The sequence below is a fragment of the Arthrobacter sp. NPDC055585 genome, from assembly GCF_053619115.1.
This window is the reverse complement of record NZ_JBSHIT010000001.1, coordinates 86,931-107,033: the sequence shown is the minus strand read 5'-3', so window position 1 is coordinate 107,033 and position 20,103 is coordinate 86,931. Positions and strand designations below refer to the sequence as shown.

Sequence of the window (20,103 nt, the reverse complement as noted above, 5' to 3'; positions counted from 1 at the left end):
GTGCACCCGGGCCGGAATCAGAGTCCCAGTGCGGCCGCGATGTCAGCCTTCGCGGCCGCCAGGCGGTTCGCCGCCGCCTCACGGCCGGCAGCAAGTCCTTCGCGTCCGGAGACCGGCTCGATGACTTCCAGGTAGCACTTCAGCTTCGGCTCCGTGCCGGAAGGCCGCACAATGATCCGGGTATCGTCCCCGGTTAGGTAGAGCAGGCCGTCCGTCGGCGGAAGATCTGCCGAACCTGCGGAGAGATCTATCTCGGACATCACGGCAGAGCCGCCCAGGGACACCGGCGGCTGCTCCCGCAGGCGCGTCATCATCTGGGGAATCAGCGCCAGGTCAGCCACCCGTACCGAGAGCTGGTCTGAGGCATGAAGGCCGTGTTCCAAGGCTAGATCATCCAGCATGTCGAACAGGGTGCGCCCGGAAGCTTTCAGCGAGGCAGCCAGTTCAGCGATCAGCAGTCCGGCAGAAATGCCGTCCTTGTCCCGCACGAGTCCCGGTGCCACGCAGTAGCCCAGGGCCTCTTCATAGCCGTAGACCAGGCCGGGGACGCGGGAGATCCATTTGAAGCCGGTGAGCGTCTCCTGATGTGCGAACCCCGCGGCAGCCGCGATCCGCGCCAGCAGCCGCGAGGAAACAATGGAGTTAGCAAACACCGGGGAGCGGCCGGCATTGCCGCGCAGCTTCAAATGCCCGGAACGGATCCGGGTGGCGAGGTGGGCGCCCAGCAGGGCGCCGGTCTCGTCTCCGCGGAGCATCCGCCACTCGCCCGTGGCCGGGTCCTTGGCAGCGACGGCGGCGCGGTCGGCGTCGGGATCGTTGGCCAGGACAATGTCCGCCCCGGTCTCCGCGGCCATGGCCACGGCGAGGTCCAGCGCCCCGGGCTCCTCCGGGTTGGGGAACGCAACCGTGGGGAAGTCCGGGTCCGGCTTCGCCTGTGCAGCAACCAGCTTTACGGCGGTGAAACCCGCGTCGCGCAGGACTGACATCATGGTTTCCCCGCCAACACCGTGCATCGGGGTCAGGACGATCTTCAGGTCCCGGGCCGGGTACCCGTCGCGGGACACCAGTGCGTCGACGGCGTTGATGTAGTCCGCCACGATTGACTCGGACACATCCGTCCAGCCTTCCGGCGCCGTCTCAATCGAGGACAGCGGCACGGTGTAGTCGATGCGCGCGGCGATCTCGGCGTCGTACGGCGGCACAATCTGCGCGCCCCGCCCCGGCCCCTTGACCGTCCGGCCACCCAGGTAGACCTTGTAGCCGTTATCCTGTGCTGGGTTGTGGCTGGCTGTGACCATCACGCCCGCATCCGTGTCCAGCGCCCGCACTGCGTAGGCGAGCACCGGCGTCGGGAGCGTGCAGGGCAGCAGGAAGGCTTCGATCCCGGCGGCGCTGAAGACCGCCGCCGTCTCCAGGGCGAAGGCCTTGGAGTTGTAGCGGGCGTCGTAGCCGATCACTGCGCTGGGGGTCCAGCCGTCGGACTTGTCCTGCAGGAAGGAAGCAATGCCCGCTGCGGTGCGGCGGACGACGGCGCGGTTCATGCGCATCGGCCCGGCGCCGAGGGCGGCACGCAGCCCTGCGGTGCCGAACTGAAGGGTTCCGGAGAACCGGTCGGCCAGGTCAGCCAGTGCTGCCTCGGCTGCCTCCCCTTCGGCTGCGGCGTCCGCCAGCAGCGCGCGCAGTTCGGCGGCAGTGGCGTGGTCCGGGTCCGTGGCCGCCCAGCTCCGGGCGTTTTCCAGCAGTTCGTCGCGTTCGTTGGCGGTCAAGCTCATGGGATGTCCTGTTATATAGGGTTCGTTGCTAGATGGCGCCGATGATTCCGGCCAGCAGCCTGGAGATGCGCGGGCCGGCTTCGGCACCGGCTTCCAGAACTTCCTGGTGGCTCAGCGGCTGCGGGCTGATGCCGGCGGCGAGGTTCGTGACCAGGCTGATGCCGAACACCTCCATACCGGCGTGGCGTGCGGCGATGGCCTCCAGCGCGGTGGACATACCCACGAGGTCGGCGCCGATCGTCTTGGCATAGCGGACTTCGGCCGGGGTTTCGTAGTGCGGGCCGGGGAACTGGGCGTACACGCCTTCGGCCAGGGTCGGGTCAATGCTGCGGGCCAGGTCGCGCAGGCGGGGAGAGTAGAGGTCCGTCAGGTCCACGAACGTTGCGCCCTCAAGCGGTGAGGTGGCCGTGAGGTTGATGTGGTCGCTGATGAGCACCGGGGTGCCGGGCTTCCAGTCCAGGTTCAGGCCGCCGCAGCCGTTGGTCAGCACCATCACCTTGGCGCCGGCCGCTGCTGCGGTGCGCACGCCGTGGACAACGGCGCGGACGCCCTTGCCCTCGTAGTAGTGGGTGCGGGCACCCAGCACCAGGGCGCGCTTGCCGCCCGGGGTCAGGATGGACCGGATGGTTCCCACATGGCCCTGCACCGCCGGGGCGGAGAAGCCTGGGATTTCCGACGCCGGGATGGTGGCGGTGATTTCACCGATCAGCTCAGCTGCCTCACCCCATCCGCTGCCCAGGACCAGGGCGATGTCATGGCTGGGTACGCCGGTTTTCTCGGCAATGTACGCTGCAGCGTGCCGGGCAAGTTCAAAGGGTTCGTCGTTGCTCACCCGTACAACTTACCGTGAGTTGGCCAACCCTGCCGGTGCTGGTCCCCGATGCCCCGTTTGAGCGCTTTCACAGGATGAGACACAATGGACAGTTGTGACGAGCCAACTAGATTTCACTGCCCGAAAAATCGCAATCCTCGGCGGCGGTCCCGGCGGGTACGAGGCCGCTATGGTGGCAGCATCACTGGGGGCGGACGTCACCATTGTTGAGCGCAACGGTCTGGGCGGCTCAGCCGTCCTCACCGACGTCGTGCCGTCCAAGACCCTGATCGCCACTGCTGATGTGATGACCCGATTCAGCTCAGCTTCCAACCTCGGTGTGGACTTCGGCGACGCCAGGCCGGTTGCGGCAGACCTGAAGATGGTCAATCACCGCCTGCTGGCACTGGCCCGCGAACAGTCCAACGACATCCGCCGCACGCTTGAGCGCATGGGCGTGAACGTGGTGCTGGGCAACGGCCGGCTCGTGGACAACCACACCATCGAGGCAACCGCCGACGACGGCACCACCACCACGGTCGAGGCAGAGGCGCTGCTGATCTCCACCGGCGCCAACCCGCGTGAGCTGGAAACCTCCATGCCGGACGGTGAGCGGATCTTCACCTGGAAGCAGATTTACAACCTCACCGAGGTTCCCGAGCACCTCATCGTGATCGGCTCCGGTGTCACCGGCGCGGAGTTCGCCTCCGCCTACAACGGCCTGGGCTCGCGCGTCACCCTGATCTCCAGCCGCGACCGGGTGCTGCCCGGTGAGGACGCCGACGCCGCCCGTGTGCTGGAAGACGTCTTCCAGGCCCGCGGCATGACCGTTCTTTCCCGCTCCCGCGCCGATTCCGTGAAGAACACCGGCGACGGCGTGCTGGTCACCCTCTCCGACGGACGTACGGTGGAAGGCTCGCACTGCCTGGTCGCCGTCGGCGCCATTCCCAACACGCAGGGGATCGGGCTGGAGGAAGCCGGCATCGCCCTCGATGACCGCGGCCAGATCAAGGTGGACGGCGTTTCCCGGACCACCGCACCCAACGTCTACGCCGCGGGCGACTGCACCGGTGTTTTCAACCTGGCCTCGGTGGCTGCCATGCAGGGCCGCATTGCGATCGCGCACCTGATGGGTGACAGCGTGAAGCCGCTCAAACTCAAGCACGTTGCCTCCAACATCTTCACCTCGCCGGAAATCGCCTCCGTGGGCGTTTCCGAGGCCGACGTCGATGCCGGCCGCTACCAGGGCGACGTCATCAAGCTTTCCCTGCACACCAACGCGCGGGCCAAGATGATGGACGTGAAGGAAGGCTTCGTGAAGATCATTGCCCGCAAGGGATCCGGAACGGTGATTGGCGGCGTCGTCGTCGGTCCCCGCGCCTCGGAGCTGATCTTCCCGATCGCGCTGGCCGTGACACAGAAGCTGCACGTTGACGACGTCGCCAACACCTTCACGGTCTACCCGTCGCTGACCGGCTCGATTTCCGAAGCCGCCCGCCGGCTGCACGTGCACATCTAGCCCGGTCCTCAGCCCCGCAAACGAGATAGCAGAAACTGCCCGTATCAGCCCTGATACGGGCAGTTTCTGCTATCTGGGGGGAGTGGGTTGCCCGCTTATGGACTTTTTCGACGCTCCGGAAGCGGGCCGTTTGACGCGGAATTTCAGGGTTTGTCCAACGTTACGTCCACATAGTGGACCAATGTCCGAATGGCGGACGCCGGGTTTTAGGATGAACCTACTTTCCAACCCGCATCCGAAAGACTTGCTATGTCAACTAACACTCCAAGTGCCGAGACTGAAAAGGCCCCGGCCAATTCCCGCGGACGCGTGATCGTCGCGTCTCTGGTCGGTACCTCCATCGAGTTCTACGACTTCTACGTTTACGCGACGGCTGCAGTCCTGGTCTTCCCGATTCTCTTCTTCCCGAACGCTGAAGGTGTCACTGCACTGCTGAGCTCCTTCGCCGTGTTTGGTGTGGCCTTCATTGCCCGCCCGCTGGGTTCAATCGTCTTTGGCCACTTCGGAGACAAGGTTGGCCGCAAGGGCACCCTGGTGGCTTCCCTGCTCACCATGGGCATCGCCACCTTCCTGATCGGCTGCCTGCCGACGGCGGAAATGGACGGCTGGAGCTTCTGGGCACCGGCTCTGCTGGTTGTTATGCGCTTCGCCCAGGGCCTGGCCCTCGGCGGCGAATGGTCCGGCGCGGCGCTGCTGGCCACTGAGAATGCCCCCGCAAACAAGCGCGCCATCTACGGCACCTTCCCGCAGCTGGGGGCGCCGATCGGCTTCATCCTGGCCAACGGCCTGTTCCTGATCCTCAGCTTCAACCTGTCCGAGGACGCGTTTATGTCCTGGGGCTGGCGTATCCCGTTCCTGGCCAGCGCTGTCATGGTCATCATTGGCCTCTACGTCCGCCTGAAGCTGGTGGAAACCCCGGCGTTCCAGAAGGTCATGGACTCGGGCGAAGTGAGCAAGCTGCCCCTGGCTGCTGCGTTCAAGTTCTCCTGGCGCCCGATGATCGCGGGCACCTTCATCATGCTGGCCACCTACGTGCTCTTCTACCTGATGACCACCTTCACCCTGTCCTACGGCACCGCAGCCAAGACTGAGGAAGAAGCTGCTGCCAAGGCAGAAGCGGCCGGCAAGGCCTTCGATCCGGACACTTTCGCCTCCGGCCTGGGCTACGCCCGGAACGACTTCCTGATCATGCTGATCGTCGGCGTCGTCTTCTTCGGCATCTTCACCATGGTTGCCGGTCCGCTGGCTGAAAAGTACGGCCGCCGCAAGACCCTGCTCTGGGTCACCGGCGCGATCTTCGCCTTCGGCTTTACCTTCGATCCGCTGTTCGGCGGCGGCTTCGTGGGCACCATGGCGATGCTGATCATCGGCTTCACCCTGATGGGCCTCACCTTCGGCCCGATGGGCGCCGTTCTGCCCGAGCTGTTCCCGACCAACGTCCGGTACACCGGCTCGGCCATCGCCTACAACGTCTCCTCGATCCTCGGCGCAGCTGTTGCTCCGTTCATCGCCGTGGCACTGTGGCAGGCCGCTGACGGCAGCCCGTGGCTGGTGGGCGTGTACCTCTCCTCGATGGCCGTCCTGACGTTCATCGCACTGTGGGTTACCCGCGAAACCAAGGACGTGGACTACGTAAACCACTCCAGCTAGTTCCTGCTGGTACGCAAGAGGCCCGGATCCGATTGGATCCGGGCCTCTTTGCTGTGTGTAACTGAAAGCGTCGGTGCCTGCGGATGCCTGCCCGGGGCAGGCGACCTTTTAGTCGACGATGGCCGCAATAACTGCACCGGCGGACACGGTTGCCCCGGGAGCTGCGGTGAGACCACTGACGGTGCCGGCCTTGTGCGCGGTGAGCGGCTGCTCCATCTTCATGGCTTCCAGCACCACAATCAGGTCGCCCTCGGCCACCTGGGCGCCGTCCTCGACGGCGACCTTCACAATGGTGCCCTGCATGGGCGAGGTCAGGTCGTTGCCTGTTGCAGCAGCGGTTGCTGACCGGGACCGGCCCTTGCGCTGCTTGCCGTTCGGCGAAGCTGAACTGCGGGCGGAGGCCAGGCCAGCCGGCAGGATGACCTCAAGGCGCTTGCCGCCCACCTCAACCGTGAGGCGCTGGCGGGAGGCGTCGTCGTCGTTACCGTTTGCCGGTTCACCGCTGAAGGGTGCGATCGTGTTGTTGAATTCAGTCTCGATCCAGCGCGTGTGGACGCTGAACGGACCCTCTTCGGGAGCGAAAGCCGGATCGGCGACGACGGCGGCGTGGAAGGGGAGCACAGTCGGCAGCCCGGTGATTTCCATTTCCTGCAGCGCGCGACGGGCCCGCTGGAGCGCCTGGGTGCGGGTAGCTCCGGTGACGATCAGCTTCGCGAGCATGGAGTCGAAGTTGCCCCCGACGGTTTCGCCGGCTTCGATGCCGGAGTCGACGCGCACGCCGGGGCCGGTGGGCAGGCGCAGGGTTTCAACCGTGCCGGGGGAGGGCATAAAGCCGCGGCCGGCGTCCTCGCCGTTGATGCGGAACTCGAAGGAGTGGCCGCGGATTTCCGGGTCGGTGTAGCCGAGTTCTTCGCCGCGGGCGATCCGGAACTGTTCGCGGACCAGGTCCAGGCCGGTGACTTCCTCGGAGACGGGGTGCTCCACCTGCAGGCGCGTGTTCACCTCAAGGAAGGAGATGGTGCCGTCGGTGCCGACGAGGAACTCGCAGGTTCCGGCGCCCTGGTAGCCGGCTTCGCGGAGCAGGGCCTTGGAGGATTCGTAGAGGCGGCGGGTCTGATCCTCGCTGAGGAACGGAGCCGGTGCTTCCTCCACAAGCTTCTGGTTGCGGCGCTGCAGCGAGCAGTCGCGGGTGGATACGACGACGACGTTGCCGTGGGCATCTGCCAGGCACTGGGTTTCAACGTGGCGCGGGGAATCCAGGAACCGTTCGATAAAGCACTCGCCGCGGCCAAAGGCTGCGGTGGCTTCGCGGACGGCCGAGTCGTAGAGTTCGGGGATTTCTTCCATCGTCCGGGCAACTTTGATGCCGCGTCCGCCGCCGCCGAACGCTGCCTTGATGGCGACGGGAAGGCCGTGTTCGGAGGCGAAAGCGAGGACGTCGTCCGCGCTGGAGACGGGATCGGAGGTGCCCGGCACCAGCGGGGCGCCCACCTTGGCGGCCAGGTGCCGCGCACGGACCTTGTCGCCGAGCTGCTCGATGGATTCCGGAGACGGGCCGATCCAGGTCAGGCCGGCCCCGATTACCCGGCGGGCAAACTCGGCGTTCTCGGAGAGGAACCCGTAGCCGGGGTGGACGGCGTCGGCGCCGGCACGCGCTGCGGCGGCAAGGACCTTCTCCATGTCCAGGTAGGAGTCTGCGGCGGTGCTTCCGCCCAGGGCATAGGCCTCGTCGGCCAGCCGGACGTGCAGGGCGTCCCTGTCCGGGTCGGCGTAAACGGCGACCGTACCGATACCTTCGTCGCGGGCGGCCCGGATGATCCGGACGGCAATTTCACCGCGGTTGGCAATCAGGACCTTGCCCAGCGGGGCGGGGGTGAACTGGCTCATGAAATGCACTGGCTCCTTTGATCTCTTGGGAGCGTAGCGCGGTTTTGTTGTCTCCCGCCATAAACCGTGCTGTTTCTGCGTGGGGCGGCGGCTTTCGTTGTGGGGACCCTACAAAGGGCGTCCCCGGCCTGGACCTGTTTGTGTCTGTGGATAACGCAGGTGCGTGTGCCGCCTTACCGGTAAAACAGGGGGATGCGCCCTCCCGAGCCGCTTCCGCCGTCGTTCTCTGAGCCGTTCCTGGCCGCTGATGCGCTGCAGATGGGGCTGACAGTGGGGCGGCTGCGTGCCTCAGACCTGCGGATTCCGAGCCGGGGGATCCGGGTGCCGCGGGCATCGGACGGTGGTGTTGCCGGTGGGCCTGCCGAGCTGGCGGCCCGGGCCCGGCCGTACCTCCAGCTGCTGCCGGATGCTGTCCTCAGCCATACATCGGCGGCGCTCCTGCACGGAATCCCGCTGCCGGCGGCGTACCGCGCCGAACCGGTGCTGCATTTGGCGCGTGCCCCGGAGAAGCCAGCAGCCCGACGTAGGAATGTACGGTGCCATCGACTGGCCCTTTCGGCCGAGGATGTGGTGCTTTTCCAACAGGGACTCAGCGCCACGTCCCCGGCCCGCACATGGTTTGATCTCGCACGTCTATTACCGCTTCCCGCATTGGTAGCAGCCGGGGACTGGCTGGTTTCAGAGCACGGCCGCAGCTACGGCAGGCCACGGACTGCGGTTGTTTCCCTGGTCGAGCTCAGAGACCGCGTCCTGGCTTGGGGAGGAAGCCCTGGGATCCGTGCTGCACGCCAGGCTCTGGAGCTGCTGTGCGTCGGTGTCGATTCGCCGCCCGAGACGTACCTCAGGCTTCTGCTGCACGCCGCCGGGCTGCCCGCCTGCCACCCCAACTTTGCGCTGCTGGACAGCGCGGGGCGGCCGGTTATCTGGTCTGATTTGGGCTGCCCGGAGTTCCGGACCTGTGTGGAGTACGACGGCGAGCATCACTTGACCCGTGAACAGCAGCTCCGCGACCACAACCGGGACCTCCTGGTGAGCGAGCTTGGCTGGTATCAGGTGAAGGTGTCCGCCCTGGACATGCGCCGGGGCTCCGGATGGGTGGCCGGAAAGGTTGCACGTGGCCTGAAGCTGGGTGGCTGGACGCGCTCAGCTAGTCCATAACCTTCGGGGAGATACTGCACTTTGGAAACCCTGCGCCTGAACCTTCGGTGAGTTGTCGCAGTTAAGGGCTGAGCTAAGCGACGTTATCTCACCGAGAGTTGACTGCACGGGACGCCAAGCGACGTTACCTCCCCGAAAGTTGCCCGCAGCCGGCCACGCTCCCGCTGCCCCTCCGGACCCCGGACTTACTTCCAGAGCGAGGTCACGCCCACGCCGGCGCTGGCCAGCAGGTGACGCAGGGTGGATACCGAAAGGCCCACCACGGCGTGCGGATCCCCAACAACCTTCTCGATGAAGGCCCCGCCCAGGGAATCGATCGTGAAGGAGCCAGCCACCTCCAGCGGTTCACCGGTCGCAATGTAGGCCTCGATCTCATCATCGAGCAGCTTGGCAAAGTGGACCTCGGCCGAGCTGACCGCACCCAGGGTGGCGCCGGAGCCGTCCTCATCAGTGTCGCGGCAGTCAACCAGCCAGTGGCCGGTATGCAGCACCCCAACGTTTCCGCTCATCCGGCGGATCCGTTCGCGGGCGACGTCGGCCTCCCACGGCTTGCCGTGCGCCTCGCCCTGGAACTCGAACACCGAATCGCAGCCAAGCACCAGTGCGCCCTCGGATTCGGGGAGCGAGGCCACGGCTTCGGCCTTGGCCCGGGCCAGCAGCAGTGCGGTGTCGTGCGGGTCAGTGAGGCCGTAGCGGGCGGTTACCGCATCTTCATCGACGTCGGAAACCAGCACACGGTGGGCAATGCCGGCGTTGGTGAGGAGTTTGGTGCGGGCCGGGGAAGCGGAGGCGAGAATCAGTTCAGTCACGCTTCCCAGCCTAGTGGGCAAACGAAGAACGGCCGCCCCAGCAGTGGGACGGCCGTTCTCAGATAAGTGCGAGCAGAGAAAACCTTACCCTCTGTTCGCAGCTCCCGCAGAAGCGGTAGTGGAAGAAGTTTCCTCCTGTGACGGAAGTTCGGACGAATCCGGGGTAACCGTGTCCGAATCGTCATCGAACGGGTCGCCGTTGCGCTTGGCGTCGTACAGCTCGGGCTGCAGCAGGCCGTTGCGCTTGGCGACGATCGTCGGCACTACAGTCTGGCCGGCAACGTTCACTGCGGTGCGTCCCATGTCCAGGATCGGGTCGACGGCGAGCAGCAGTGCCACGCCTTCGAGCGGCAGGCCAAGGGTGGAGAGCGTCAGGGTCAGCATGACGACGGCGCCGGTGGTGCCGGCAGTTGCCGCGGAGCCCAGGACGGCGACGACGGCGATGAGCAGGTACTGCCCGATGTTCAGCTCAATGCCGAAGAACTGTGCCACGAAGATCGCAGCGATGGCCGGGTAGATTGCGGCGCAGCCGTCCATCTTGGTGGTGGCCCCCAGCGGCACGGAGAAGGACGCGTAGGCGCGGGGAACGCCGAGGTTCCGCTCGGTGACCCGCTGCGTCAGCGGCAGGGTGCCCACGGAGGAGCGGGAGACGAAGCCAAGCTGGATGGCAGGCCAGGCGCCGGAGAACCACTGGCGCACCGAGAGGCCGTGGGCCTTGATCAGCACGGGGTAGACCACAAACAGCACCAGGGCCAGGCCCAGGTAGATGGCCAGTGTGAAGGTGCCCAGCGAGCCGATGGTGTCCCAGCCGTACGTGGCTACGGCGCGGCCGATCAGGCCAACGGTACCCAGCGGGGCCAGCCGGATGATCCACCACAGGACCTTCTGGATGACGGCCAGGGCGGAGGCGTTCAGTGCCAGGAACGGTGCAGCGGGCTTGCCGACCTTCAGGGCAGCGATGCCGACGGCGATGGCGATGACCAGTACCTGCAGCACGTTGAAGTTCAGCGTGGTGGTGAGGGTTTCGCTGGTGGAGGCGGTCAGGCCCAGGAAGTTGCCCGGGATCAGGCCGGTGAGGAACCCGATCCAGCTGCCGGTGCCGCCGTCGTACCCGTCCGGTGCGGTGGCATCAGCGTTGGCGCCGGGCTGCAGGAGAACACCAAGCGCAATGCCGATCGCAACGGCGATCAGCGCGGTGATGGCGAACCAGAGCAGCGTCTGCCAGGCCAGCCGCGCGGCGTTGGAGACCTGGCGCAGGTTGGCGATGGAACTGACGACGGCGGTGAAGATCAGGGGGACGACGGCGGCCTTCAGCAGCGAGACGTAGCTCGAGCCAATGGTCGAGAGCGTGGCGGTGAGCCAGTTGGGCTCGCCGTCCACGGTGCCCATGTTCTTGGCCAGCAGGCCCAGGCCGAGGCCGATCAGCAGGGCTGCAATGATCTGCGGGCCAAACGAGGTGGCCCAGCGTGGAAGCCTGCGCCGGGTCTCGGCTGCGGCGGGGGACTGTGTGGGGGTCTGTGGTGATGTCACCCGTTGATGCTAGACGGGTTCACTTACCAGAGCCGTTTTGAGATTGCGAAATGTTACACGCGGCTGGAGGGTGCGTCCTTGAGAATCCGCGCCAAAACCGGGTTCTGTGGCGCAGGGCCGCGGATGTCCGCTCTTATTCCCGCAGGCGGTTGTGACGATTGTCCTATCTCCGCATCCCCAAGGGCAGCAAAACGCCCGGCCGGAAAATCCGGCCGGGCGTCTGCGGAGCTTAGTTTTCCAGCAGTGCCCGGCGCAGGGTGTCCAGGCCCACCGAGCCCAGGCGCAGGGCGCGGGTGTGGAAGGTCCGCGCGTCGTAGGCGTCACCTTCGCGGCTGCGCACTTCGTCCCGGATCTGCTCCCAGAGCCGCTGGCCCAGCTTGTACGCCGGTGCCTGTCCCGGCCAGCCAAGGTAGCGGGTGAACTCGAAGTTCAGCTGTCCCTCGGAGATGGCAATGTTCTGCTTCAGGAAGTCGTAGCCCTTCTCCGGGGTCCAGGTGCCCGATCCCCAGCGCTCCGGGATTTCGAGCTCCAGGTGGACGCCGATGTCGAAGACCACACGGGCGGCACGCATGCGCTGGGCGTCCAGCATGCCCATCCGGTCTCCGGGGTCCGAGAGGTAGCCCAGTTCCTCCATCAGCCGCTCGGCGTAGAGTGCCCAGCCTTCGCCGTGGCCGGAGACCCAGCAGACGTTGCGGCGCCAGCTGTTCAGCGTGTCGCGGGCGGCGGTAGCCGTGGCGATCTGCAGGTGGTGGCCGGGAACGCCCTCGTGGTAGACCGTGGTGGTTTCCTTCCACGTGGTGAAGGTGTCCTCGCCCTCGGGAACGGACCACCACATGCGGCCCGGGCGGGAGAAGTCGTCCGAGGGGCCGGTGTAGTAGATGCCGCCCTCATTGGTGGGGGCGATCATGCACTCAAGGCGGCGCATCGGGCCGGTGATGTCGAAGTGCGTTTCGGAGAGCTCGGCGACGGCGCGGTCGGAGAGTTCCTGCATCCAGGCCTGCAGCTCGGCGGTGCCGTGCAGCTGCCGCTCGGGGTCGGCGTCGAGCAGGTCCATGGCTTCGCGGACGGAGGCGCCTTCCTTGATCTGGTTCGCCACCTGCTCCTGCTCGGCGATGATGCGGTCCAGCTCCGCCACGCCCCAGGCATAGGTCTCTTCCAGGTCCACGGCCGAGCCGAGGAACTGCCGGGAGAACAGCGCGTAGCGCTCTGCGCCGACCGCGTCCTTCTCGGGAGCCACGGGCAGCAGTTCGCTTTCCAGGAAGCTGACCAGTGAGCGGTAGGCGGCGCGGGCGCCGTCGGCGTTTTCCTTCAGTGCGGCCTGCAGCTGCTCGGGCAGCGCGGAGCCGTCGCCCAGCTTGGCGCCGGAAGTGAAGGAGTCAAAGAAACCGCCGTCTTCGGCGTACTTTGCGGCCTGTTCCATGACGATCTGAACCTGGCGGCGGGCGGCAACGCGGTCCTGTTCCGCGCCGCTGCGCAGCGAGGTGATGTACCCGGCGACGGCGTCGGGCAGGTTATGCAGGCGGCCGCAAATGTGCTCCCAGGCTTCCACGGTGTCCGTGGGCATGAGGTCGAAGATGGCGCGGATGTCCTGCGCTGGGGAGGCGATGTTGTTCAGGTCGGCCAGGTCCCAGCCGGAATCGTGGATCTCCAGGGCCAGGCCCAGCCGCTCGCGCATGGCGTCCAGGGTTACGCGGTCGACGTCGTCCGCGGGCTGGAGGTCCTCAAGGCGCTCGAGGGTCTCCCGCATTGCTTCGGCCATGGATTCAAGGCCTGCGGGGGAGTAGTCGGCGTACTCAGTTTCGTGGCCCGGAATGCCCAGAGTGGTGGCAAAGGACGGATCCAGCGTGAGCAGATTCTCCGTGAAAGCTTCGGCGACGGCGTCAATCGCAGTGGGGGTGCGCGAGCCGGCGTTGGACAGGTTATCTGATGAGGTTGTCTGTTCAGTCACACGTCCGAGCGTAGCGTGTCAGCGGTAGCTGCGCCGCCAGGAGCCCGGACCGGGTGCCGGCTGCAGGCTCAGCGCACGGCGCCGCGTCCACGCCCTGCGGGTGCGTGCGGGGTCCAGCGCCCGGGAGGTTCCGGGCGGCAGGCCGGCACCCGGGGCAGCGGCTCCCAGGCCAATAACGACGGCGGTAAGCGCCGCCAGTTCCTCCTCCGTGGGGTTGCCGGAGAGGACCTGCAGGAACGGTTCGGCAGGAACAGCCGGTGCAGCCGGTTCGGGGGCGTAGTCGAAGACGCTCACAGCGGAATGTTCCCGTGCTTCTTGTGCGGCAGGGTGGCGCGTTTCTCGCGCATCACCCGCAGCCCGCGGATCAGCTGGAGCCGGGTTTCGGACGGCGCAATGACGGCGTCCACATAGCCCAGCTCGGCCGACTGGTACGGGTTCAGCAGTTCCTCTTCATAGGCGGTGATGTAGTCCTGGCGGACTTCTTCGACGTCGCGGCCCTCGGCTGCTGCGGCTGCGAGCTGGCTGCGGTAGAGGATATTCACGGCGCCCTGGGCACCCATCACGCCGATCTGCGCGGTGGGCCAGGCCAGGTTCAGGTCCGCGCCGAGCTTCTTGGAGCCCATGACAATGTACGCGCCGCCGTAGGCCTTGCGGGTGATCACGGTCAGCTTGGGAACCGTGGCCTCCGCATAGGCGTAGAGCAGCTTGGCGCCGCGGCGGATGATGCCGTTGAATTCCTGGTCCTTGCCGGGCAGGAAGCCGGGCACGTCCACGAAGGTGAGGATGGGGATGTTGAACGCGTCGCAGTTGCGCACAAACCGTGCGGCCTTCTCCGAAGCGGCGATGTCCAGGGTGCCGGCGAACTGCATGGGCTGGTTGGCGACGACGCCCACGGTGTGCCCTTCCAGCCGCCCGTAGCCGATGATGACGTTCGGTGCGTACAGGGCCTGCATCTCCAGGAAGTGACCGTCGTCCACGACCTGCTCGATCACGGTCCGCATGTCATAGGGCTGGTTTGCGGAGTCCGGGATCAGCTCATCGAGGGCCAGGTCGCCGTCGTTGGTTTCTTCTTCCTGCGCGAAGGGCGCCAGCGGCGCTTCAGCGAGGTTGTTGCTGGGCAGGAAATCCAGCAGCTCGCGGACAAAGTCAACGGCGTCCTCTTCGTCGGAGGCGAGGTAGGTGGAGGTGCCGGTGGTGGCGTTGTGCTGCCGCGCGCCGCCGAGGGTTTCCATGTCCACGTCCTCGCCGGTGACGGTCTTGATGACGTCCGGTCCGGTGATGAACATGTGGGAGGTCTTGTCCACCATCACCACGTAGTCGGTGAGCGCGGGGGAGTAGGCGGCGCCGCCGGCGGAGGGGCCCATGATCAGTGAGATCTGGGGTACGACGCCGGACGCGTGGACATTGTTGCGGAAGATATCGGCGAACATCGCCAGCGAGGCAACACCCTCCTGGATGCGGGCTCCGCCGCCGTCCAGGATGCCAACCACGGGGCAGCCGTTGCGCAGCGCGAACTCCTGAACCTTGACGATCTTCTCGCCGTTGACCTGGCTGAGGGAGCCGCCGTACACCGTGAAGTCCTGGCTGTAGACCGCCACCGGACGTCCGTCCACGGTGCCGTAGCCGGAAACCAGACCGTCGCCGAGGGGCTTCTTCTTTTCCATTCCAAACGCAGTGGAACGGTGGACGGCCAGGGCATCGAATTCAACGAACGAGCCTTCGTCCAGGAGCAGGTCAATGCGCTCGCGGGCGGTGTGCTTGCCGCGGGCATGCTGCTTTTCGACTGCAGCGGCGCCGGAGGGAATCTGGGCCTGCGCCTGGCGGCGCCGGAAGTCGGCGATCTTCCCGGCGGTTGTCTGCAGATCGATGTCCTGGTCGATGCTCATTTACTCTCCGGTGCTGGTTCTGAGGAATGGCAGGCGGATCGCCATCCGGGGCGCCACACGGCGGCTTCAGTAGGTTTCTTACAAGCCTGCGGGCGATTCACCCAGTCTAGTGAGCGTCAACACGCATGCCGGGTGTAGGAAACCTACAATTTGTGTCCCTGAGCCTTGGCAGGACGAAAAGCGGCCCCGCGGGTTGACACCCGGGTGCCGGGCCATCCACCCGCAGCATTCTTCGTATTACTTGGATCAGTCCGCTCAATTACTCTGTCCGGCCCCTGCAGGCGCACGTAGTCTCGGCTCAGCAACCCAGCCTCCTCACCCCTTTCTGAACAGGCAGTGCACGCGAGCACAAGGAGCAGTCCATGCACAGAATCCGTCTCTTCCGGGTATATCTTCTTTCCTTAGCGGCTGTCTTTGGGCTGCTGCTAGTTGGCGTTGCTGCACCCGCGCAGGGTGCCGTTCCGGCTCAGGTCGGTGCGCCTCCGGGCAAGAACATCGCTTTCTGCCACGCGACGTCGTCGGCCTCTAATCCCTACGTCCTCATTAGGACGGACCCGTCGTCGATCCTGAAGCAAGGGCACGACTCGCATCCCGAGGACATCATTCCGCCGTTCGAGGGGTATGAGGGCAGCGCGCGGTGGCAGGATGACGCCTACAAGGCCATCCTCGCCAACAACTGCGTGCAGCCGCCGTGCCCGACGCCGACGCCAACACCGACACCCACGCCGACTACGCCAACACCGACGCCAACACCCACTACACCGGAGCCGACGCCGACCACGCCGGGGCCGACTCCGACCACGCCGGAGCCGACACCAACCACCCCCGGGCCGACACCGACCACGCCGGGGCCGACACCGACCACGCCGGGGCCGACTCCCACGGATACCGGGACCCCGACCGGGACAGCCGCGCCAGTGGACACCACAACCCCCACGCCAGGCACTTCCTTCCCGTCCTGCATCTGTCCTAATGCCGGGCAGGGAAATGCTGATCCGGGTGCCGGTGCCGCCGGAACCGTACCCGGCGCCGGAACCGTGCCGGGCGCCGGGGCAACTGACCCGGCCCGTCCCTGCAGCACTCAGACGGCTCTTGCCTACACCGGCACCGAGGGCACCTCGTCCTCTGCCGGCGTGATGGTGCTGGGTCTTGGTGCGCTGATCGCCGGTGCTGCCGTACTGGCACTGACAATGCGCCCCAGGGGCAACCACAGCTAGAAAACCCGCACCGCTGAGGTAGTGCACCCGCGGATGTTACTGGCCAGTAACATTTTTCCCGCGGGTGCATTACCCTGTCCGTATGACTTCGAACACACCAACTTCTTCGCGTTCGCTGGCCGGGCGCACCATCCTTATGTCCGGCGGCAGCCGGGGAATCGGGCTGGCCATCGCGCTCCGAGCCGCTGCCGACGGCGCCAACATTGCGATGCTCGCCAAGACCGCTGAGCCCCACCCGAAGCTGGAAGGCACTGTGTACACGGCGGCCGAACAGCTCGAAGCTGCAGGCGGCAAGGCCCTGCCGATCATCGGCGACGTGCGCCGCGACGAAGACGTCGCCAACGCTGTGGCGGCGACCGTGGAGCACTTCGGGGGCATCGACATCGTGCTCAACAACGCCTCCGCGATCGACCTGCGGAAAACCGACGACGTAACCATGAAGAGCTATGACCTGATGCAGGACATCAACGCCCGCGGCACGTTCCTGCTCTCCAAGACCGCGCTGCCGGCACTGCGGGAATCGGACAACGCGCACATCCTGACGCTTTCCCCGCCGCTGAACCTGGACCCGAAGTGGGCCGGAAGCTACCTCGCCTACACGGTGGCCAAATACGGCATGTCACTTACCACCCTCGGCCTCGCGGAGGAGCTGAAAAAGGACGGGATCGGTGTGAACTCGCTGTGGCCGTGCACGTCGATCGACACCGCTGCCATCCGGAACATGCCCGGCGGTTCGGAACTGGCCCGTGTCTCCCGCAGCGCGGACATTATGGCCGACGCCGCGCACGCCATCCTCACCCGCTCCGGGCGGGAAGCGACCGGCAACTTCTACACGGATGAAGAGGTGCTGCGCCAGGAGGGCGTCAGCGACTTCACCAGGTACAGCCTGGGTGCGCCCGAAGACAAACTGATGGCCGATTTCTTCCTGTAACCAAACCGGCTGGCCCGCCCAGGGCTGCCGGATGCCGGGCCACAGGGCTCCGGGGGAGGGGACGCGTAAGATCGGAACCATGCACCTGCACTACTCCAGCATGGAGCGTCCGCCCTTGGAACCGGAGCGTCTCCAGAGCCGCCTCGTAGCCCCGGAGGGCCCGCTGGCCCGGCTGGACGTCGTCGCCGAAACCGGCTCCACCAACACTGACCTGGCCGACGCCGCCCGGCTGGTTCCTTCGCAGTACCCGGACCTGTCCGTGCTCACCGCAGAGCTGCAGACCGCCGGCCGCGGCCGGCTGGGCCGTGCCTGGCAGGCGCCGGAACGCTCCTCGCTTTTTGTCAGCGTCCTGCTGCGCCCGGTAAATGCCCAAGGCCGGCCCCTGCCCACCCAGTCCTACGGCTGGCTGTCCCTGCTGGCCGCGCTGTCCCTGACCAAGAGTGTGGCGGCGCGCACCGGCGTCGAACCCCGGTTGAAGTGGCCGAACGACGTGCTCGTGGACGGACGGAAACTGGCAGGTGTCCTGGCCCAGTTGGTGCCCGAGACGTCAGGCAACCCGCCCGCAGTGGTGGTCGGCACCGGCCTGAACGTCTCCCTGACGGACGAGGACCAGCCGGTTCCCACCGCGACCAGCCTGCTGATGGAGTACGCCTCCACCACCGACCGGAACGTCCTGCTGCAGGACTATCTGCTGCAGCTGGCCGAGGACTACCGTGCCTTCTGCTCCGTCGACGGCGATGCGCTGGCTCCCTGGCCAGGCGGCGGGAGCCTGCGGGACCGGGTCGCCGGACGCATGCTCACGCTGGGCCAGCAGGTCCGTGCCGAGCTTCCCGGCGGAGGGCAGCTGACCGGCCGGGCCGTGGAACTGGATGCTTACGGAGGCCTGGTGGTTGTGGATGCGGAGGCCGGGGAGCGGCGCACCGTCACGGCTGCCGACGTCGTTCACCTGAGGCCCGCGCAGGCATGAAGACTCTTCGATCCGCCGGATTCCGGTGCGGATGAGGCTGGAGCCGGGGGAACAGGTGATCGTGGCGGCCCGGCCGCACGCGGGTCCGTTGGCGGGACCGGTGCTGCTGGCTGCTGCTGCGTGCGCTCTCGGCGGTTTCGCCCTCGGCTACCTCAGCCGGGACACCGTACCGGCCTCGCTGGCGGAATGGACGCCCCTGCTGGCTCCCGCCGTCGTTGTTCTGGTGCTGTTGGTCCTCCTGCGCTTCTGCCTGCCTGCGGTGCTGCGCTGGAATGCCACCCGGTATGTGCTCACCAACCGCCGGATGATCCACCGCAGGGGAGTGCTGCGCCGGCGCGAGCATGACCTGCCGCTCGCCTCGATCTACCAGCTGGAGGCGCGGCAGGGGATTGCCCAGCGCCTGCAGCGTGCAGGCACCCTGCGCATCGACCTGGGCCGCGGCCGGATCATCGATTACCCGTCGGTGCCGGAAGTGCACAGGTTCAAGTCAATTGTGTTGGCCACCATAGAAGACCTGCCAATGACCGTTATGTTCGATGGTGTAGATATTGAAGGAAGCGCGGGCTACGACGACGAATGGAGCACCGATGAGTGAGCAGGGCCAGGACGCACCCGATGGTGCCGCCGAGCCCGAGCCGCTGACGCTGTCGATGAACGCAGTGCCGATGCCGGACAAACCCGTGGTGCCGGAAGGTTCCGGGGCAATCGACCGTGAAGACGTCCGCCGGCTGGAAGCCCAGCTCATCGGCGGGCCCCGAACGCTGAAGCGGCGTGAAGCCGCGGCCGGGGCCGGGGTTTCACTGCTGTCGGCCCGCAAGCTCTGGCGTGCCATGGGTTTCCCGAACCTCGACGACGACGCCGTGTTCTTCACCGAAGCCGACCGGGATGCCCTGAGCACCGTGATCGAACTGGTCCGCGAAGAACGCCTGACCGAGGAAGCCGCCATCTCCATCATGCGGTCGATCGGGCAGATGACGGACCGGATGGTCGTCTGGCAGATCGAAGCGCTGGTCGAGGAAATGGTGGTCCAGCGCGGAATTACCGACGCCGAGGCACGCAAGCGGCTCGTCGCCGCCCTGCCGGACCTGATTGAACCCCTGGAAAAGACGCTGGTCTACGCCTGGAAGAGGCAGCTGAACGCCGCCGTCCAGCGGCTGGCGCTGCGGGCCGAAGCCGGCCTCGCCAGCCACGACTCGGACACCGATGACAACCCGCTGCCGCTGGCACGCGCCGTCGGCTTTGCCGATCTGGTGTCCTACACCAGCCTCTCCCGCCAGATGAACGAGAAGACCCTGGCGCAGATGGTGCAGCGCTTCGAGCACAAGTGCTCCGAGATTATCTCCGTGGGCGGCGGCCGCCTGGTGAAGACGATCGGCGACGAAGTCCTGTTCAACGCGGAGACTCCGGAAGCCGGGGCGGAGATTTCCCTGGCGCTGGCCAAGGCCTTCACCGAGGACGAGCTCCTGCCGTCGGCCCGGGTGGCCATGGTGTGGGGCCGGGTGCTCTCCCGCCTCGGGGACATCTACGGGCCCACGGTAAACCTGGCCTCGCGACTGACCTCCCTGGCTGAGCCCGGCACGGTCCTCACGGATGCCTCCACTGCTGCGGCCCTGCGCAACAACGAGCGCTTTATCCTGATCCCGCATTCCCCGCGGAATGTGCGCGGATTTGGGGAAATCCACCCGGTGACCCTGGCCCGCGGCACCGGCCCCGGCCTGGTTCTGGACTAGGTTCTTTTCGAAACCTGCTGCGGCCAGGGTGCAGGTCACGCCGCGGCTCGGCCGCAGTGTGGGACCGGGCTGGTCGGTTTGGTGCTGCGCCGGGGCCGGGCCGGTTTGGGCGGGGCTGGGCCGTGTTGGGGCATCCTGTGTCGCAATACCGCCGCTTTGAGGTGGGCCTGTTCATCCTGTGCTGCAATATCGTCGCTTTCCCGGGTTCAGAGGGACGTTATCGCAGCACAGGAGTTCGACGGAGGACCCTATACAGCGGTATCGCCCCACAGGATGGAAACCCCGGTG

At 66.4% G+C, this 20,103-nt stretch carries 17 protein-coding genes; 9 read left to right on the top strand and 8 right to left on the bottom strand.

Annotated features, from left to right (window positions below; all coding sequences use genetic code 11):
* Positions 1-17 precede the first annotated feature (17 nt).
* Positions 18-1,772: a phospho-sugar mutase gene (locus tag ACWGQ2_RS00460; RefSeq protein WP_452013149.1), complete on the bottom strand. Its 1,755-nt coding sequence runs from the start codon at positions 1,770-1,772 to the stop codon at positions 18-20.
* A 28-nt stretch (positions 1,773-1,800) separates the two neighbouring features.
* Positions 1,801-2,604 (bottom strand): purine-nucleoside phosphorylase, encoded by an 804-nt coding sequence (locus tag ACWGQ2_RS00455; protein ID WP_452013146.1) that lies wholly within the window; start codon positions 2,602-2,604, stop codon positions 1,801-1,803.
* A gap of 94 nt (positions 2,605-2,698) precedes the next feature.
* Between ACWGQ2_RS00455 and ACWGQ2_RS00450 the strand changes: the two genes are divergently transcribed.
* Both ACWGQ2_RS00450 and ACWGQ2_RS00445 read left to right on the top strand, forming a co-directional pair.
* Positions 2,699-4,102 carry an NAD(P)H-quinone dehydrogenase gene (locus ACWGQ2_RS00450; RefSeq protein WP_452013143.1) on the top strand — a complete coding sequence of 468 codons (1,404 nt, stop codon included), beginning with the start codon at positions 2,699-2,701 and terminating at the stop codon, positions 4,100-4,102.
* 249 nt (positions 4,103-4,351) lie between these two features.
* Positions 4,352-5,752, top strand: coding sequence for an MFS transporter (locus ACWGQ2_RS00445; protein WP_452013140.1), 1,401 nt, complete (start codon positions 4,352-4,354; stop codon positions 5,750-5,752).
* 108 nt (positions 5,753-5,860) lie between these two features.
* Here the strand turns inward: ACWGQ2_RS00445 and ACWGQ2_RS00440 are convergent, their stop codons facing one another.
* On the bottom strand, positions 5,861-7,639 hold the full coding sequence (locus ACWGQ2_RS00440; RefSeq protein WP_452013137.1) for an acetyl/propionyl/methylcrotonyl-CoA carboxylase subunit alpha: 1,779 nt from the start codon (positions 7,637-7,639) through the stop codon (positions 5,861-5,863).
* 192 nt (positions 7,640-7,831) lie between these two features.
* On the opposite strand from ACWGQ2_RS00440, the gene ACWGQ2_RS00435 reads away from it, so the two are divergent.
* Entirely contained in the window at positions 7,832-8,797 is a 966-nt protein-coding gene (locus ACWGQ2_RS00435; protein WP_452013134.1) for a hypothetical protein, read from the top strand.
* Between the two features lie 185 nt (positions 8,798-8,982).
* Here ACWGQ2_RS00435 and ACWGQ2_RS00430 read toward each other — a convergent pair whose 3' ends face one another.
* The 5 genes from ACWGQ2_RS00430 to ACWGQ2_RS00410 form a co-directional block, all read right to left on the bottom strand.
* A complete protein-coding gene (locus tag ACWGQ2_RS00430) occupies positions 8,983-9,606 on the bottom strand; it encodes a Maf family protein (protein WP_452013132.1) in 624 nt (207 codons plus the stop codon).
* 84 nt (positions 9,607-9,690) lie between these two features.
* Positions 9,691-11,031 (bottom strand): dicarboxylate/amino acid:cation symporter, encoded by a 1,341-nt coding sequence (locus ACWGQ2_RS00425; RefSeq protein ID WP_452014456.1) that lies wholly within the window; start codon positions 11,029-11,031, stop codon positions 9,691-9,693.
* A gap of 334 nt (positions 11,032-11,365) precedes the next feature.
* Positions 11,366-13,084, bottom strand: coding sequence for a DUF885 domain-containing protein (locus ACWGQ2_RS00420; RefSeq protein ID WP_452013129.1), 1,719 nt, complete (start codon positions 13,082-13,084; stop codon positions 11,366-11,368).
* Between the two features lie 18 nt (positions 13,085-13,102).
* Positions 13,103-13,378 (bottom strand): acyl-CoA carboxylase subunit epsilon, encoded by a 276-nt coding sequence (locus tag ACWGQ2_RS00415; protein WP_452013126.1) that lies wholly within the window; start codon positions 13,376-13,378, stop codon positions 13,103-13,105.
* Entirely contained in the window at positions 13,375-14,970 is a 1,596-nt protein-coding gene (locus ACWGQ2_RS00410) for an acyl-CoA carboxylase subunit beta (protein WP_452013123.1), read from the bottom strand. Before ACWGQ2_RS00410 ends, ACWGQ2_RS00415 begins: the two co-directional genes overlap by 4 nt.
* Positions 14,971-15,661: 691 nt before the next feature.
* On the opposite strand from ACWGQ2_RS00410, the gene ACWGQ2_RS00405 reads away from it, so the two are divergent.
* The 6 genes from ACWGQ2_RS00405 to ACWGQ2_RS00380 all read left to right on the top strand — a co-directional run bounded on the left by ACWGQ2_RS00405 (position 15,662) and on the right by ACWGQ2_RS00380 (position 19,815).
* On the top strand, positions 15,662-15,943 hold the full coding sequence (locus ACWGQ2_RS00405) for a hypothetical protein (RefSeq protein WP_452013120.1): 282 nt from the start codon (positions 15,662-15,664) through the stop codon (positions 15,941-15,943).
* Complete coding sequence (locus tag ACWGQ2_RS00400; protein ID WP_452013117.1) at positions 15,888-16,187, top strand: hypothetical protein; 300 nt, start codon at positions 15,888-15,890, stop codon at positions 16,185-16,187. The genes ACWGQ2_RS00405 and ACWGQ2_RS00400 overlap by 56 nt, the downstream gene beginning before the upstream one ends.
* Positions 16,188-16,269: 82 nt before the next feature.
* Entirely contained in the window at positions 16,270-17,118 is an 849-nt protein-coding gene (locus ACWGQ2_RS00395) for an SDR family oxidoreductase (RefSeq protein ID WP_452013114.1), read from the top strand.
* 79 nt (positions 17,119-17,197) lie between these two features.
* On the top strand, positions 17,198-18,085 hold the full coding sequence (locus ACWGQ2_RS00390) for a biotin--[acetyl-CoA-carboxylase] ligase (protein ID WP_452013111.1): 888 nt from the start codon (positions 17,198-17,200) through the stop codon (positions 18,083-18,085).
* 31 nt (positions 18,086-18,116) lie between these two features.
* Positions 18,117-18,680 (top strand): PH domain-containing protein, encoded by a 564-nt coding sequence (locus tag ACWGQ2_RS00385; protein WP_452013108.1) that lies wholly within the window; start codon positions 18,117-18,119, stop codon positions 18,678-18,680.
* A 70-nt stretch (positions 18,681-18,750) separates the two neighbouring features.
* Positions 18,751-19,815: an adenylate/guanylate cyclase domain-containing protein gene (locus ACWGQ2_RS00380; RefSeq protein ID WP_452014454.1), complete on the top strand. Its 1,065-nt coding sequence runs from the start codon at positions 18,751-18,753 to the stop codon at positions 19,813-19,815.
* Positions 19,816-20,103 lie beyond the last annotated feature (288 nt).